Source organism: Corynebacterium glutamicum ATCC 13032 (assembly GCF_000011325.1).
GTDB lineage: Bacteria > Actinomycetota > Actinomycetes > Mycobacteriales > Mycobacteriaceae > Corynebacterium > Corynebacterium glutamicum.
In genome coordinates this window covers 1,358,219-1,373,216 of sequence record NC_003450.3, presented here as the reverse complement: position 1 = coordinate 1,373,216, position 14,998 = coordinate 1,358,219, and the positions used below count along the sequence as shown (strand labels likewise).

Here is a 14,998-nt window from a genome sequence, read left to right as displayed (position 1 = left end):
TCGTCGAAAAGCGCGCTTCGTGCCCCTGAAAAATAGTTTCCCGCGCGGGAGGCGCCTGATCAAACCGCGCGGTTATTTCTACCTAATCCTGTTCAGTGCCATATTCCCGCTCAACATACTTGAAAGCCTCTAAAGCCTGTTTAAATCCTTCGTGAAAATCCAGGCCCGGGCTTGTTGGCACTATCCCCAGGGAAATATTGCCATAACAACCATTGCGGTCGTACTTCGGACCAATACTGACCATGTAATGCCCATTTTTGGACTCAAAACGCATGAGGCGACTGGTTGGACTAGATCCACTCCATTCAGCCAGACCACCATTTTTTACAAACCATTCCATCCGAGCCGGATCATGATTCCAACCACGAATATGTTCCCCACCAGCATCAAACTCGACGAACTGGCCATCCATACGCAGGTTAGTAACTGGCTCCCATGTCGCCCTTTCGCGCAAAACCTTTACTTGTAGGTAGTAGGGTTCGTGTCCTGGTAAATGATGTCCGCAGCTATTGGGCAATGGAGGCTTAGCAGAAATATTCCCCATGGGAATCTCCTTCAAAAAATCGCTCTTCTCTGCATTCTTTTGAGTACAGAGCCGATCTTCCTTCGGGGGCACCGTGCGCGATGCGCGGTTGCCAGTCAGCCTGCCGAAGGGCTTGCGGCTGATCTTCTTGATCGTAAAATCGACATTAGCAGACAGCTTGGTCTAGATGCAAGCCGAATTTATAATGTCCCAATCCTTTTGTGTCGATGGATTCACCGATACCCTAGCCACTCTTTCAGGACATCAGAGACGAGCGCTTGAAGAAAAAACAAGAGCCCCGGTGACGTACCAAAATGGTAGGGATCACTCCGGGGCTTAGGAATCCTAAGTGTAAGACCTTGGCGACGTGACTGGCAACTCCCCTACATCTATCGCAGAGCTCGAACAGTGGTTCTCCATCCCTAGAATGAATACATACCGAAATTCTGAAAATCCCGAAGGTTTTTACATCTGGAATACCCAGTTATCTAAAGCATATTTAGAAGATATACAACATGTAGAAGTGCTTTTAAGAAACAGGGTTGACGCCCAATTACGATCTGCTCGTGGCCCCTTCTGGTTTGAAGATGATAGCTATTTTAGATTTGCTCAACAGTTCAAAAAAGCTCTAACAACCGCCAAAAGAAGAACTAAAACAAACGATTCTCCTGGGAAAATTATCACCGCTCAGCAAGTCACATTTAGACGTCGACGATAGGAACCTCAATATGTTTGATTCAGCAGTTTTTAATGTCGCCTCTTGGATTGAGAAAGATGCCACTAATTGGATTCAAGACCACTCACGGGTGTCTGAGATTCGCAAGCAACGGCCGAGTTAGAACCACTACGTAGGCGTACCCCACCATCACCGCGTCGAAAAGCGCCCTCTCTTAACCCCCGCAAGGGGGTAACTTTTACGCGCACGCGTGCAACGCGCTAGTTTTGAAGGCAGTCCCCACGGGCGCCCGAGCACGGGCTGAGATCGCGCTGATTGCTGCGCGAGCACCGTTTGAACCTGTCCGGTTAGCACCGGCGAAGGAAGAGAGGAATGGTGCAATGACGCCTACCCAAAATGAGATCCACCCGAAACATAGCTACTCCCCCATCCGCAAGGACGGTCTCGAGGTCCCGGAGACCGAAATCCGCCTCGATGACTCGCCAAGCGGCCCCAACGAACCCTTCCGCATCTACCGCACCCGTGGCCCAGAAACCAACCCCAAGCAGGGACTTCCGCGGCTGCGCGAGTCATGGATCACCGCCCGCGGCGACGTTGCCACCTATCAGGGGCGCGAGCGTTTGCTTATCGACGACGGCCGCTCGGCAATGCGTCGAGGTCAAGCTTCGGCTGAGTGGAAAGGCCAAAAACCAGCTCCTTTGAAGGCGCTACCTGGCAAAAGAGTCACCCAAATGGCCTATGCACGTGCTGGCGTGATTACTCGTGAAATGGAGTTTGTAGCGCTGCGCGAACACGTTGATGCGGAGTTTGTGCGCTCTGAGGTGGCGCGCGGTCGGGCCATTATTCCCAACAACGTCAACCACCCCGAATCTGAACCGATGATTATTGGTCGCAAATTTTTGACCAAAATCAACGCCAATATTGGCAATTCTGCGGTCACCTCTTCAATCGAGGAAGAGGTGTCCAAGCTGCAGTGGGCCACGCGCTGGGGTGCCGATACCGTGATGGATCTATCCACCGGCGATGATATTCACACCACCCGCGAATGGATTATCCGCAACTCCCCCGTTCCTATCGGCACCGTCCCGATCTACCAAGCGCTGGAAAAAGTAAATGGCGTGGCCGCAGACCTTAACTGGGAAGTATTCCGCGATACCATCATTGAGCAGTGTGAACAAGGCGTGGACTATATGACCATCCACGCCGGCGTCCTGCTGGCTTATATCCCACTGACTACCCGTCGTGTCACCGGCATTGTCTCCCGCGGCGGATCCATTATGGCCGGTTGGTGTCTGGCGCATCACCGCGAATCATTCCTCTACGAGCATTTCGACGAGCTGTGCGAAATCTTTGCACAATATGACGTCGCATTCTCCCTCGGTGATGGCCTACGCCCCGGATCGCTTGCCGATGCCAACGACGCCGCGCAATTCGCCGAGCTGAAAACCATTGGTGAGCTCACCCAACGCGCCTGGGAATACGATGTACAAGTAATGGTCGAAGGACCTGGACACGTGCCACTAAACATGATCCAGGAAAACAACGAGCTGGAACAAAAGTGGGCAGCGGACGCACCTTTTTACACTCTTGGACCACTAGTTACCGACATCGCTCCAGGTTATGACCACATCACTTCTGCCATTGGTGCAGCTCACATCGCCATGGGTGGCACCGCCATGCTGTGTTATGTCACCCCGAAAGAACACCTTGGCCTGCCCAACCGTGACGACGTCAAAACCGGCGTAATCACCTACAAGCTCGCTGCCCACGCAGCAGATGTGGCCAAGGGTCATCCCGGCGCGCGTGCCTGGGACGACGCCATGAGTAAAGCGCGTTTTGAATTCCGTTGGAATGATCAGTTTGCGCTCTCCCTCGACCCCGACACTGCAATCGCTTATCACGACGAAACCCTGCCGGCAGAGCCTGCGAAAACCGCACACTTCTGTTCAATGTGTGGCCCGAAGTTCTGCTCCATGCGAATTAGCCAGGACATTCGCGATATGTTTGGCGATCAAATCGCGGAATTGGGGATGCCTGGGGTTGGGGATTCTTCTAGTGCTGTTGCTTCTAGTGGGGCACGGGAGGGGATGGCTGAGAAATCCCGGGAATTTATTGCTGGTGGTGCGGAGGTTTATCGGCGTTAGACAGAGCGATCCCAGATAGCCTCATATCGTTTTTCGACCAATGGCCAAATAATTTCCTGAACATCCTCCAATGTGGTGACGCCTTCCGCGAACTGCCCCCGAAGGACAAAGTCATGTGGAATTATGCGGCCAGCATGGTCGGTGCGTCCTAGAGGATCAAACATGCGCGTGGCCGTGAATTCCGGGCGAATTAGCACAAATTCACCGGCCAATTCGCGGTCTGCAAATGCCTGCTTATAGATCAGGAGTGGATCGAGCTCCCCACCATCATCAAGAAATCGGAAACCCCAGTCTTTTCCACGGGTTGCCCACATGAGTGTCATGCAAAGTCCCGAACTAAAACCTGATCAGCTTCGGCTTGATTCAGCTTCCTGGTGAATTCTGCAGTAATCGCTTTAAGGAATTCACGCCTTCCGACGGCTTCCTCACGAGCCTTCTGAAGCAATTCAGTTGGCTGATCAACCATATCCCTCACAAGTTCAGCGAAAACCAATGCCGCCATCGCCTTGTTATTTGTTCCAGATACTTTGTTTTTCAAAACTTTGGAAACGATCTTGAAACCCATTTGGGCAATTTCATTTCCCAAAAGTATATCAGCCAGGTTAATTGGCAAAACTTTCAGCTCCTGCCACCACAAATGGCGTTGCATGGGCAATACACAAGCCAACGGGAGGAGGACATCAACACCCTTGCGCTGGCTTATATCAATATGGCCTGGAGTGAACTTCGCCGAAGAGAGCAAAAGGAAATCTTTACCGAAGGAGAAAGCTTCGTCGTTATCGATAAACTCCAAAAGCTTTGAACGCAGCGCAATAATTTCATTGCCAGCTTTCTTATTAAGTAGATTCTCAAAATCTTTTACTTGGAGATCTGGCCATAGATCAGCTTTGGATAAAGCAATTACCCAAATTCGTGGGAACTGTTGGAGCTGTTTCCCACCCTCCAGGATTGCATCTTTGATCTGATTTAGGTTTTCAATGAATCCATCAAATAAATAGCTAAGATAGCGCTCCTCTTCATTGGCGTAATCATGCAGCTTTTGACCGTCAACTAAAAATAGCGCTACATCTGAGCCCAGCAGGTTTCTAAACGTTTCAACTTTATCCTGCTTTTCCGAGTCCGTTACAGCTCCACCCTCAAACCATTCACCTGGATAATCATGCCAAGTGAGATTCACCTGATCAGATTTAGCAGCATCCTTAATTGGGATGTTTTTCTGTTTTAGGGAAAAGACAGTCTTATGAGACTCGAATCTATTTTGGGGTGGCGCTAGGGAATCTTCTTTCATTCCCAGATACATCTTCATTAGTTTGGTATGCCGATCATCTTTTGCACTGAGTTCAAATAGCTGACCTTCACTTTGAGTTGAATCTCGTGCAGCGCCATAAAAAGAGCAAAGTAGGGCGGTTTTGCCACTACCAGATTGACCAAAGAGGGCGATTTGTTGATCTACGGAGTTATTCATGTGCTTCATGCTAGCTGTAATTGGCCACCATATAATTGAAATCCTCCCGAAAGTGATGGGCTATCTCTGTCTCGAACCTGATACTAAAATGAACATGTTCATTCAAAGGATGACTAATAGCAGATTCCAACTGCAAGCGGCTTAAACAGGCGACGCAGGCACGTGTTCTCAAGGCTGCAGTGCAACTTTTCCAGGAACTGGTCTTTGCTGCCATAACAATTCGAGGAATCGCTGAATTAGCTGGTGTAAGCACTGAAACAGTTAATGGCAGTAGGCGACAAAAATGCACTAGTAGTACTAGATTTTCGACACGATGATCGAGAGCGAACATACCCAGCGTGCCGGCTCCCCCACGCGATTGGTGGTGGACACTAATTGCCATCAAACTACTCCCTGCAACTGGACTTATCGCTGGGATTTGGATACCCGATATTGCCCTAGCAGCCAACATCGGAGTGATCGCCTATTTCTTAATTCCTGCCGTTGCTCATATACGAGCGCGCTTCCTTGGACAGGCATTTTGAATTAACTACCTTGGATTGCTTGCGCTTTCAATTGCAGTGCTCGTTCTTCCATTTGCGCTCTGAATGGTTGATCTCGAGTGGTGCAATTTGTTGATGGAGTCAGCACAACACCTTTATTGAAGGCGTGAGACACTCCTTATCTATAACCATGTTCTATCTAGAATGTTCTGAAGTCGATAGAGTTACCCAATGAAAAAAGAAGCCACTCAGTGAAATTCACTGAGTGGCTTCTTCGATTGTACCCCGTACGGGATTTGAACCCGTGTTACCGGCGTGAGAGGCCGGCGTCCTAGGCCACTAGACGAACGGGGCTTGTTCGTGTTTTTACGACTCAATAACAATAAACCACGAAATGCTATTCATACAAATAACGAGGTCAGGTGACTTTTTTCCAGTGAGTTATAAACCCGTAAAAACACCTAGACCCTTCCGCACCCCACATGATCCCATGATGCTTCAGCTCTCCAAAAACTCGTGCCATATAGTCATCGTGATAAATTCCAGCGCCTTTCGAGTAATGCGTTACTTTGACAGCCCTTGTATCTGAACCGAGCTTTGCTCTGAGCTCATCAATCACATCCGGTTTGGACAATGCCTAGAAAACAACGTTGCCCATCGCGATCAACGTTGGGTTTTCACATCCTAGGGCATGCAGCTCTGCGCCCAGACCAACAACTTGCTCCATCAAGAATTCACCGTCGCGAAGTAACTTCTGCACATTGGCTGATGAAGAATTTCTTAGCGGCTCCGGTTTCCCATCCTGGAATTTAACTAGATCCGTGATGGATAAGCCCCATTATGGCGTGCCCCAGCACAGATCTCAGAGTCGGTGATCGCTAGTTGTCGTTATCTCTTCGTGAAATGACGAATACCGATACTTCCGCATGGCTTGTTTTTTGATTTGCAGGACGTTCAGCAAAATTCAAAGCCACAAGTATTAGAACAGTTCTTAAATCGCGCCTGCGGGCATCGAGCTCGAATTGCGTGGAGATCTTATTGAGTTACTGCACGCTCTGGTTGAAAAAGTATTCCGGCGCTACTGCTTAAATGAACTCCCAGGCCCCATTTCGAGCACTCCCCCAAACTGCCCATAATCCACACTGTGACGATACCCAATGAAGATAAGAGGCCCCTAAAACCTGTAACGACACCCTCTTTCGAATAATGGTTTCGAATGAAGGTGTCTGGGCTTATAAGGGTCGTTGTGTAGTTCTCTGACTGACCCTCTCAACTCCTCACAGTGGCTTCAACCTGCTGCCACCGCTTTCCGGCGTCGGTGCGGAGGTTTCGTCAACTCGAGTTAATTGTTCTCGTCGTTGCGTCCGCTGTTGCCCGCTGCGGGCTTAATGTGCCGAGTGTGGGTTGTTGAAGAAGGAGAAGTTGGGTGTCAGTTGACTGCAACGATGTGTCATGTCGGGGCGAGCTCCTGATTCACGCATCTCTAGCGCTTGGAATCTTTGGTTATGGCGATGCCAGCTGCCGGGAGGACGGCGTCATTGCGTCCGAACTTCTTTTTCATTCCACTTACTGCCATACACTCTCCTTTTACTGGTCGGTTCCATTGACTCCAGAGCGCCCTTTCCGAAGCCTCCAAAGTTGCATTTGTGCTGGTTAGAGCAACAACTTGTTGGTGATCGGCTATGAACTTCTCTGTATGAACCTGACTTTAACCCGAGACCGAATCTCGGTAAAGGCTTTTGCGATTTAACTCCGCAACCGCTGGAGATCTTTCACCCCCGCATTTTTAAAATCCCCTGCTACATGAGCCCGTACATTTGTCCTGGGAGGGGGTGATGTCAGATGTGTTAGCAAACACAAAACATCCAACCCTCAATTGATGAAGGGTGGATGCTTTTAAGAGTACCCCGTACGGGATTTGAACCCGTGTTACCGGCGTGAGAGGCCGGCGTCCTAGGCCGCTAGACGAACGGGGCATTAGGACACGATCAATTGTTTTCCAGCTGATCGCAGCTGGCCTACCAGGACTCGAACCTAGAATGACGGTACCAGAAACCGTTGTGTTGCCAATTACACCATAGGCCAATCGTTTTTCAAGATTGTAAACCTTGTAAAACATTTAAAAACTTACCGCAAATAAATGATGCGGAGTACCCCGTACGGGATTTGAACCCGTGTTACCGGCGTGAGAGGCCGGCGTCCTAGGCCGCTAGACGAACGGGGCATTAGGACACGATCAATTGTTTATCCAGCTGATCGCAGCTGGCCTACCAGGACTCGAACCTAGAATGACGGTACCAGAAACCGTTGTGTTGCCAATTACACCATAGGCCAATGTTTAAAACTTAAGCTCCAAGCAACTCGCATGGCGCGCTGTTCAACGAGGAATACTATAACCACAACCATGCAATACGGCCAAATCTGCAGGTTGCCGGGTTAGAAAATTGCAGGAAATACCCTCTAGCCAAAATTAGCCAACACCGTTAGCCCGGAGATTAGTTGCCCAACACATCACCAGAGATGAAAGCTCATGAAAACAAAGAAGCAGTCCCGCATCTTGTTCATCGCACTTGGCCTTGTCATAGCTCTACCTGCACTCTCCTTTGGCTTAAGCCAGCTCTTACCTGCAACCACCACCAGAGAAATCACCATCGATGCCCAACCAGATCAGGTGTGGGAGGTGTTGAGTGATCTAGAGCCCTTCCCGCAGTGACATCCCACCATCACGTCTTTCAGTGGTGAAGCGGTGGTTGGGAACACCGTGGCGTTTACAAACAAGGAGGGGGGTTCGTCGATAAGCTCTACTCCGACCATCCTCGCGGCGGAACCCGCCCGCGAGCTGCGCTGGCTGGGACATGTGGCGTTTCCCGGGCTGATGGACGGCAACCATTCGTTTGTGCTGGAGCCTGCAGGCGAGAGCACGAAGGTGACGCAGTCGGAGAGTTTTACGGGGATTCTCGGGATGTTTGCCCCACTGTTTATGGATTTGGGGGCATCATTTGAGGCATCCAATAAAGCACTTGCAAATTTTGTGGAGTCTAAAGAGCAGTGATTTTTCCCGATCCCCCCCTGGCCGCCTAGCGGAAATTATTGATACCGCGTGGCGGTTGGTGGAAACACGTGGCTGGGCGAATGTGAGCATGCGAACCCTGGCCGCGGAGCTAAATATCAAGGCGCCGTCGCTGTACAAGCATGTAAAAACGCGCGAGGATATCGCCGCACACATCGCCACGAAGGCATTTATTCAGCTGGGGCAAAGCCTGCATGAACATTGTGAAAGTGTGGAGGATTTGCTTGCGGAATACCGCTCCATGGCTCGGGAAAATCCAAATATTTACCGGCTTCTCACCAGTTCAGAGTTCCCCCGCGAGCTACTTCCAGAAGGCCTAGAAACTTGGGCAGGAACGCCATTCTACCTGGTCACCGGCCACGATCCGATCAAGGGTCAAGCACTGTGGGCATTCGCGCACGGCATGGCCATCCTGGAAATCGACGCCCGATTCGCCGGCCCCAACAATGGATCCCCCGCGGATGGCGTGTGGGAGATCGGCGCGCGGGCATTTGACACACAAGTATTCGACCAAGGCTGAGCAAAAAGGCGCTAAGCTGTGGGGAGATCGCAAGCCCCTATCCGGCCTCTACTAAGCCCCGAAGTTGAAGGGAAACTCCCCCAATGCCGTTTCCAGCACTGTTGTTGCCGCTGATTTTCTGGACAGGAATTGCAGCTTTGTCCTCTTGGGCGGTCAGCCGTGCACTTCCGCTGCGCGCCGATAATTCCATTGAGATTGATGCGCCGGTGGAAAAGGTCTGGGATTTCATCGAGGAGACCAACCGCGTGCCGGAGTGGAATGAGCACATTCTGTACGTGCAGGCGCCTGGTGAGATCGAGCAGGGCATGAAGCTCAAGATGAAAACAAGGCACCCAGAGACCAATCGCCTCACTTTGAAGTTTCGCCCCACCATCGACGTGCTGCGTCCACACCGTGAATTGACGTGGTCCACCAAAATTGTTGCGCGTTGGCTGCTCACCGTCACCGACACGATCGAGCTGAAGCCTTTGGAAGATGGTCGCACTGAGGTGGATCAATCAATGTCCTTTAGTGGCGTACTATCCCCCGGAGTGCCCTTTTTGGCCAGCATCAGCAGGATCAAAGAGAACTCAAACCGCCAGTTGAAAGCACTGATCGAAGCCGAGTAAACCTCCAACCCCTACATAACGTGGGGGTTTTAAGCTTGCGTAGACATATCGTTTTTCGATAGATTTACATCTTGAAACGATACGCCCATCCACGGCGCATGTCTGAAAGGTTCCCCATGAATCCCCGCATCCTCATGCTGCTTCGCATCATTTTCGGCGCGGCCTTCCTCGCACTGTTGGTGCTGCAAGTCCTGCTCGCCATCAAAATCGTGCGCGATGGCCTCAACTCCGGCGAGCTCTCCCCCATCCCGCTCACCATTCTCGCGAGCTTCGTGATCATCGGTTTCGGGCTCGTGCAGTTCATCATCGTCTGTCTGTTCGCGCTACTGCGTCTCGTGGAAGACGATGAAATCTTCGACGCCCACTCGCTCGCCTGGGTTGATCGAATTGCCATCACCATCGCAGCCGGCGCCGTTTTACTCCTCCCAATGGCCTACATCGTCGCAGAAGTCGACGACGCCCCCGGAGCCATCGTCTTCGGTCTCATCCTCGCGATGCTCATCACGGGCGTATCCCTGCTGGTAAAAATCATGCGCGCACTCCTGGCCCGCGCCATCGGATTCTCCACGGAACTGGAATCGGTGATCTAAATGGCCATCATCGTCGACATCGATGTCATGCTCGCCCGCCGCAAAATGGGCGTCGGCGAACTCGCCGAAAAAATCGGCATCACCCCAGCCAACCTCTCGGTCTTAAAAAACGGGCGCGCAAAAGCGATACGCTTCAGCACATTGGAGGCCATTTGCCGCGAGCTCGGCTGCCAGCCGGGCGACATTTTGCGTTACGACGCCTCCCTCCACAACTAAACCCGAAACGCAAAGAGCCCACCTCCCTCAGAAATTCTGAACGGAGACGGGCTTTTGTTCATCTACAGGTTTTACTCAGCGACCACGAATGGGGTCTGCTCACGAGTAACCTTCAGACGAACCAACGTGGATTCCTTGCCCAAAAGCTCCATGGACTCAAACAGTGGTGGGGATACAGCCTCGCCGGAGATACCAATGCGCAACGCACCGAACGCCACGCGAGGCTTCAGGCCTAGATCCTCAATGAGAGCCTTGTTCAATGCTGCTTCAATGTTTGGAGTGGTCCACTCCTCCACTGCCTCCAGCGCTGCGATACCGGCGTTGAGAGGCTCAACAGCGGTCTCCTTGAGGTTCTTCTTGGCAGCCTTCTCATTGAACACCAGATCTTCGTCAGCGGTGACCAGGAACTTCAGCAGATCCCACGCCTCGCTGAGCACCTTGATGCGGGTCTGAACCAGCTCCGCAGCAATGGCAAACTTCTCAGCTGGGTAATCCGCTGGGAACTCGGTGTACTCAGTCATGTACGCGCGCAGGCGAGCCTCGAAATCCTTAGGCTCCAGAAGTCGGATGTGATCCGCGTTGATGGCCTCAAGCTTCTTCTGGTCAAAGCGAGCTGGGTTGCCCAACACGTCAGCGACATCAAAGTTAGCGATCAACTCATCGACACCGAAAATGTCCTGATCAGCAGACAGTGACCAACCCAGCAGCGCCAGGTAGTTGAGCATGCCCTCTGGGATGATGCCGTTGTCACGGTGGTTGAACAGGCTGGACTGTGGATCACGCTTAGACAGCTTCTTGTTGCCCTCACCCATCACAAATGGCAGGTGACCAAAGGCTGGGGTGGCCTTTGCCACGCCAATGCGCTTGAGCGCCTCATACAGAGCAAGCTGACGAGGAGTCGATGGCAAAAGATCCTCACCACGCAGCACATGGGTGACTTCCATCAACGCATCATCAACAGGGTTGACCAGGGTGTACAAAGGCTCACCGTTGGAACGAGCAACCACGAAGTCAGGCTGGGTGAACGACTTGAACTCAACTTCACCGCGGACCAGGTCAGTCCACTTCCAATCCTGCTCTGGCATGCGCAGACGCCACACAGGCTTACGCCCCTCAGCCTCAAATGCTGCGACCTGCTCTTCGGTGAGATCACGGTCAAAGTTGTCGTAGCCGAGCTTTGGATCGCGGCCAGCAGCCTTGTGTCGCTCCTCAACCTCTTCCGCGGTGGAATAAGCTGGGTAGACTTCACCGGCGTCGATAAGCTGCTTCAACACATCCTGATAGATGTCCTTGCGCTGCGACTGGCGGTAGGGCTCATGCGGGCCGCCCTTTTCCACACCCTCATCCCAGTCCATTCCCAACCAGCGCAGGGAATCGATGATGGCGGAGTAAGACTCCTCGGAATCGCGGGCAGCGTCAGTGTCCTCAATGCGGAAAACTAACTTGCCTCCAGTGTGGCGAGCATATGCCCAGTTGAACAGCGCGGTGCGCACAAGTCCAACGTGTGGGGTGCCGGTGGGCGATGGGCAGAAACGAACACGAACATCAGTCATGCAGGCCATGTTAATAGCCCGCACCCACCGCCCGCGCGTTTACCCCAGTTCTACTGGGATTAGAATGGCTAACCATGTCTGCCCACCGCAACCCCTCTGCCCCCAACACCGCCCCAGATTTCCTCTTATCCAGAGGCCACGGGTCTGTGCGCACCCAAGGATCAAAAGAAGTATTCACCGATCCCTGGGAGGCAGTAGACGCCCTTAAACAAGGGCGCGTAGCCATGGTGGTGGGTGCTTTGCCCTTCGAACGGGACAAACCAGCAGCACTGACTGTCCCAGAACACATCATCCGCGAAGACGGCCCCCTAGAACCTCACGCCTACTACAGGTTTGGACCAGGCTCAGTACTGCACGCCAGCGTCGCAGGAATTGATCCCTCACCGATTGAGCATTTACGACGCGTCAATGCAGCCATCAATACCATCAACAACACTGTCCTGAACAAAGTTGTGCTCGCGCGCGCCGTGGACATCTCCTTCGAGCCACCCGTTGATCCCCTGCTGGTGGCCGCACGTTTGATTGATAACTCCCACAACAAGGACGGTTTCATCGCCGACCTGACCCCTGCAGGCCCAGACTTTGCAGGCCACATGCTGGTTGGATCCTCCCCGGAGGTGTTAATCAAACGCCAAGGTTCCACCATCACCGCATACCCACTGGCCGGCTCCGCACCACGGCTTGCCGATCCAGTGCGCGATGAAGCCCAAGGACAAAACCTCCTGGCCAGCGCCAAAAACCTAGAAGAACACTCCTACGTGGTCAACCACCTGCGCACCATCCTGGAACCACTGTGCTCACAATTCGACGCCCCAACAGTTCCTGAACTGACCAAAACCAACGAAATGTGGCACCTCGCAACACCCATCGTTGGCACCCTCAAGTACCCACACATCACCGCACTAGAACTAGCCATCCGCACACACCCCACCCCCGCGATCTGTGGCACCCCCACCGACGCCGCCGAAGCCCTCATCATCGAAGCGGAATCCCCCCGAAACTTCTACGCCGGAGCAGTCGGCTGGTGTGACTCCACCGGAGACGGCGAATACATGGTAGCCATCCGCTGCGCCGAAGTATCCGAAGACGGAACCTGGGCCAGAGCATGGGCAGGCGGAGGCATCGTCGCCGAATCAGACGCCCAAGAAGAGTTTGATGAAACCACCGCGAAGCTCCAAACCATCATGCGCTCGCTTGGTTTGTGAGATGTGGTCTTAAAACACCGACTTCACGTGAGCTGACTTCTCACGCTCAACTTCTCGTGGGCAGACTGCACTCCGGATTCCGGGCTTTCACTACTGATGTCGTGTGATGAGAAGTTGAGCACGTGAAGTCAGCACATGAGAAATCGAGCTGTATCAGTTCCGCAGCTGGGTTTAGGGGAGCTCTCCCCTCCTTAAGTTCGATTTCTCGGTGACGATTTCTCATTGGCGAGTTCATGGGAGCGGTTTCTCAATTCCAATTTCCCGCGCTCAATTTCTTAACGGCGATTTCGCTAGGAAAAACCCCATTTTCCGACTGAAATTGAGCTTGAGAAATTGAGCGGAAGGTATTGAGCATAAGAAACCGAAACCGTGAAATCGAACTTAACGCTTCGGAAAGCCCCGCAAGTCACCATAAGCCCTTAATAGAGACCCCAAACGTGACTAAAGGCCACCCGAGTAATCCCGGATGGCCTCAAAAACCCACTAAAAACCTTAATCAACCTTCGTTGCCTTGAGCACAATGTCCACGTGGTGGTGTGCGCCAGCGCCGGTTTTGATGTCACGTTCGAAGGATTCCACTAGTTCGACACGGAAGGCTTCGCTCAGGTTTTCCGACAGCCACTTTGGGGTTGCTGCGGATTCTGATTCAAAGTCGTGGTGGGTGAACAGGAGGGTTCCGCCGGGTGCGACGAGGTTTTCCAGTTGCGCGACGGAGGTGTCGTTGGCTGGGATTTGGCCGTACGAGCAGCTGACGAGGTCGAATTGGCGACCGGATTCGATGGCGAATTCGGTGAATGATACCAAGAGGACTTCGGCTGATGGGGCGTTTTGTTTCGCGCGCTTCACTGCAGTTGGTGCGAAGTCGATGCCGGTGGTGACGTATCCCTTGGAGGACAGCCACACGAGGTCAGCGCCTTCGCCACAGCCAATGTCTAGTGCGGTGCCTTCAGCTGGCTCTTCACCCAAGTAGGCGATGAGTGCTTGGTTGGGGTTGCCGCTCCAGACTTGTTCCGTGGTGGTGTATTGATTCTCCATGGATTCTGGGGTGACCTGGTCGTACGGACGCTTCTCCCCATGATCGTGATGGTGGTGATCCATTTTAGGCGTCCACAACTGGGTTGCCCAGCTTGCCGATGCCTGGAATTTCGATTTCGATGTAGTCGCCGTCAACCATTGCTTCGGTGCCTGCTGGAGAACCGGTTGCAATAACGTCGCCTGGGAGCAGGGTCATGGAGGCGGTGATGAACTCGATAATTTCGCCCATCTTCATGATCATCTGGTTGGAGTTGGAGTCCTGCTTCAATTGGGTTTCGCCGTCGTGGGTGAGGCGTGCCTTGATGGGCAGGTTGTCCAAGTCGATGGAGTTGATGTCAGTTTCAATCCATGGTCCGATGGGGCCGAAGGTGTCAATGCCCTTAGCGCGTGCCCACTGGCCGTCAGCGAACTGGAGGTCACGGGAGGAGACGTCGTTGATGATGGTGAAGCCCAAAACGACAGACTTCCAGTCATCAGCCTTGACGTTCTTGCAGGGCTTGCCGATAACTACTGCGAGCTCACCTTCGAATTCCACCTTGGTGGCAAAGGAAGGGATTCGGATTGGGGACTCTGGTCCGGTGACAGCTGTTGGTGGCTTCAGGAACAGGGTTGGTGGCAGTGATTCTGCGGACTTCTTAAACACCTCAGCAACGTGATCGGCGTAGTTACGGCCAATCGCGACGACTTTGCTTGGCAGCATTGGTGCCAGCAGGCGTACATCTTTAAGTGGCCATTCGCGACCGGTGAACTTTGGTTCAGTGAAGGGGGTACCCTCGATCTCACGGGCGGTGAGGTTAGCTACATCATCGCCTTCGCCTTCAATTGAGCAAAAACACATTCCATCTGGGGTGGCAATTCGTCCAAAACGCATGACCGTTATGTTACGCGTTGGGTGTGGGGGCCTGCACGAT

Annotated in this window: 17 protein-coding genes, 5 tRNA genes and 2 riboswitches; of the genes, 10 read left to right on the top strand and 12 right to left on the bottom strand. The window is 52.7% G+C overall.

What is annotated here, in order from left to right; genetic code table 11:
• Positions 1–82 precede the first annotated feature (82 nt).
• Positions 83–544 (bottom strand): hypothetical protein, encoded by a 462-nt coding sequence (locus CGL_RS06520; protein ID WP_011265721.1) that lies wholly within the window; start codon positions 542–544, stop codon positions 83–85.
• Between the two features lie 16 nt (positions 545–560).
• A riboswitch (SAM riboswitch) is annotated at positions 561–677 on the bottom strand.
• Between the two features lie 213 nt (positions 678–890).
• Between CGL_RS06520 and CGL_RS06515 the strand changes: the two genes are divergently transcribed.
• Positions 891–1,241: an Abi family protein gene (locus CGL_RS06515; protein ID WP_197526093.1), complete on the top strand. Its 351-nt coding sequence runs from the start codon at positions 891–893 to the stop codon at positions 1,239–1,241.
• A 229-nt stretch (positions 1,242–1,470) separates the two neighbouring features.
• Positions 1,471–1,583, top strand: a riboswitch (TPP riboswitch).
• Positions 1,580–3,343 (top strand): phosphomethylpyrimidine synthase ThiC, encoded by a 1,764-nt coding sequence (gene thiC / locus CGL_RS06510; RefSeq protein WP_011014273.1) that lies wholly within the window; start codon positions 1,580–1,582, stop codon positions 3,341–3,343. Its footprint overlaps the riboswitch before it by 4 nt.
• On the opposite strand, the gene CGL_RS06505 is transcribed toward thiC, so the two are convergent.
• Together CGL_RS06505 and CGL_RS06500 are read right to left on the bottom strand one after the other, a co-directional pair.
• The gene (locus CGL_RS06505) at positions 3,340–3,666 is read right to left on the bottom strand and encodes a hypothetical protein (RefSeq protein WP_011014272.1); all 327 of its coding nucleotides are present in this window, start codon (positions 3,664–3,666) and stop codon (positions 3,340–3,342) included. The two genes, thiC and CGL_RS06505, sit on opposite strands and share 4 nt — an antisense overlap.
• On the bottom strand, positions 3,663–4,817 hold the full coding sequence (locus CGL_RS06500; protein WP_011014271.1) for a TRAFAC clade GTPase domain-containing protein: 1,155 nt from the start codon (positions 4,815–4,817) through the stop codon (positions 3,663–3,665). The genes CGL_RS06505 and CGL_RS06500 overlap by 4 nt, the downstream gene beginning before the upstream one ends.
• Positions 4,818–5,146: 329 nt before the next feature.
• On the opposite strand from CGL_RS06500, the gene CGL_RS15855 reads away from it, so the two are divergent.
• Positions 5,147–5,332, top strand: a complete 186-nt coding sequence (locus CGL_RS15855) for a DoxX family protein (protein WP_020948564.1) — start codon at positions 5,147–5,149, stop codon at positions 5,330–5,332.
• A gap of 239 nt (positions 5,333–5,571) precedes the next feature.
• On the opposite strand, the gene CGL_RS06490 is transcribed toward CGL_RS15855, so the two are convergent.
• From CGL_RS06490 to CGL_RS06470, 6 genes are all read right to left on the bottom strand, one after another.
• Positions 5,572–5,644 (bottom strand) — tRNA-Glu (locus CGL_RS06490).
• Positions 5,645–5,927: 283 nt separating this feature from the next.
• Positions 5,928–6,050, bottom strand: coding sequence for a hypothetical protein (locus CGL_RS15815; RefSeq protein WP_011265720.1), 123 nt, complete (start codon positions 6,048–6,050; stop codon positions 5,928–5,930).
• A 1,143-nt stretch (positions 6,051–7,193) separates the two neighbouring features.
• Positions 7,194–7,266 (bottom strand) — tRNA-Glu (locus CGL_RS06485).
• A 37-nt stretch (positions 7,267–7,303) separates the two neighbouring features.
• Positions 7,304–7,375, bottom strand: a tRNA-Gln gene (locus CGL_RS06480).
• A gap of 66 nt (positions 7,376–7,441) precedes the next feature.
• A tRNA-Glu gene (locus CGL_RS06475) sits at positions 7,442–7,514 on the bottom strand.
• A gap of 38 nt (positions 7,515–7,552) precedes the next feature.
• Positions 7,553–7,624: transfer RNA gene (locus CGL_RS06470), tRNA-Gln, on the bottom strand.
• A 196-nt stretch (positions 7,625–7,820) separates the two neighbouring features.
• Here CGL_RS06470 and CGL_RS06465 point away from each other — a divergent pair.
• The 6 genes from CGL_RS06465 (at position 7,821) to CGL_RS06440 (ending at position 10,294) form a co-directional block, all read left to right on the top strand.
• Positions 7,821–8,003 (top strand): SRPBCC family protein, encoded by a 183-nt coding sequence (locus tag CGL_RS06465; protein ID WP_011014270.1) that lies wholly within the window; start codon positions 7,821–7,823, stop codon positions 8,001–8,003.
• 48 nt (positions 8,004–8,051) lie between these two features.
• Positions 8,052–8,342, top strand: a complete 291-nt coding sequence (locus CGL_RS06460; RefSeq protein WP_227747761.1) for a hypothetical protein — start codon at positions 8,052–8,054, stop codon at positions 8,340–8,342.
• 88 nt (positions 8,343–8,430) lie between these two features.
• On the top strand, positions 8,431–8,880 hold the full coding sequence (locus CGL_RS06455; RefSeq protein ID WP_011014268.1) for a TetR/AcrR family transcriptional regulator: 450 nt from the start codon (positions 8,431–8,433) through the stop codon (positions 8,878–8,880).
• Between the two features lie 83 nt (positions 8,881–8,963).
• Positions 8,964–9,488, top strand: a complete 525-nt coding sequence (locus tag CGL_RS06450) for an SRPBCC family protein (protein ID WP_011014267.1) — start codon at positions 8,964–8,966, stop codon at positions 9,486–9,488.
• A gap of 116 nt (positions 9,489–9,604) precedes the next feature.
• The gene (locus CGL_RS06445) at positions 9,605–10,078 is read left to right on the top strand and encodes a DUF2975 domain-containing protein (protein WP_011014266.1); all 474 of its coding nucleotides are present in this window, start codon (positions 9,605–9,607) and stop codon (positions 10,076–10,078) included.
• Positions 10,079–10,294, top strand: coding sequence for a helix-turn-helix domain-containing protein (locus tag CGL_RS06440; protein WP_011014265.1), 216 nt, complete (start codon positions 10,079–10,081; stop codon positions 10,292–10,294).
• Between the two features lie 71 nt (positions 10,295–10,365).
• Here CGL_RS06440 and gltX read toward each other — a convergent pair whose 3' ends face one another.
• Entirely contained in the window at positions 10,366–11,856 is a 1,491-nt protein-coding gene (gltX, locus tag CGL_RS06435) for a glutamate--tRNA ligase (protein ID WP_011265718.1), read from the bottom strand.
• A gap of 65 nt (positions 11,857–11,921) precedes the next feature.
• Here gltX and CGL_RS06430 point away from each other — a divergent pair, with 65 nt between their 5' ends.
• Positions 11,922–13,052, top strand: coding sequence for an isochorismate synthase (locus CGL_RS06430; protein ID WP_011014263.1), 1,131 nt, complete (start codon positions 11,922–11,924; stop codon positions 13,050–13,052).
• Between the two features lie 492 nt (positions 13,053–13,544).
• On the opposite strand, the gene CGL_RS06425 is transcribed toward CGL_RS06430, so the two are convergent.
• Positions 13,545–14,150: a class I SAM-dependent methyltransferase gene (locus CGL_RS06425; RefSeq protein ID WP_011014262.1), complete on the bottom strand. Its 606-nt coding sequence runs from the start codon at positions 14,148–14,150 to the stop codon at positions 13,545–13,547.
• A 1-nt stretch (position 14,151) separates the two neighbouring features.
• On the bottom strand, positions 14,152–14,958 hold the full coding sequence (locus CGL_RS06420) for a fumarylacetoacetate hydrolase family protein (protein WP_003861462.1): 807 nt from the start codon (positions 14,956–14,958) through the stop codon (positions 14,152–14,154).
• Between the last annotated feature and the right edge of the window lie 40 nt (positions 14,959–14,998).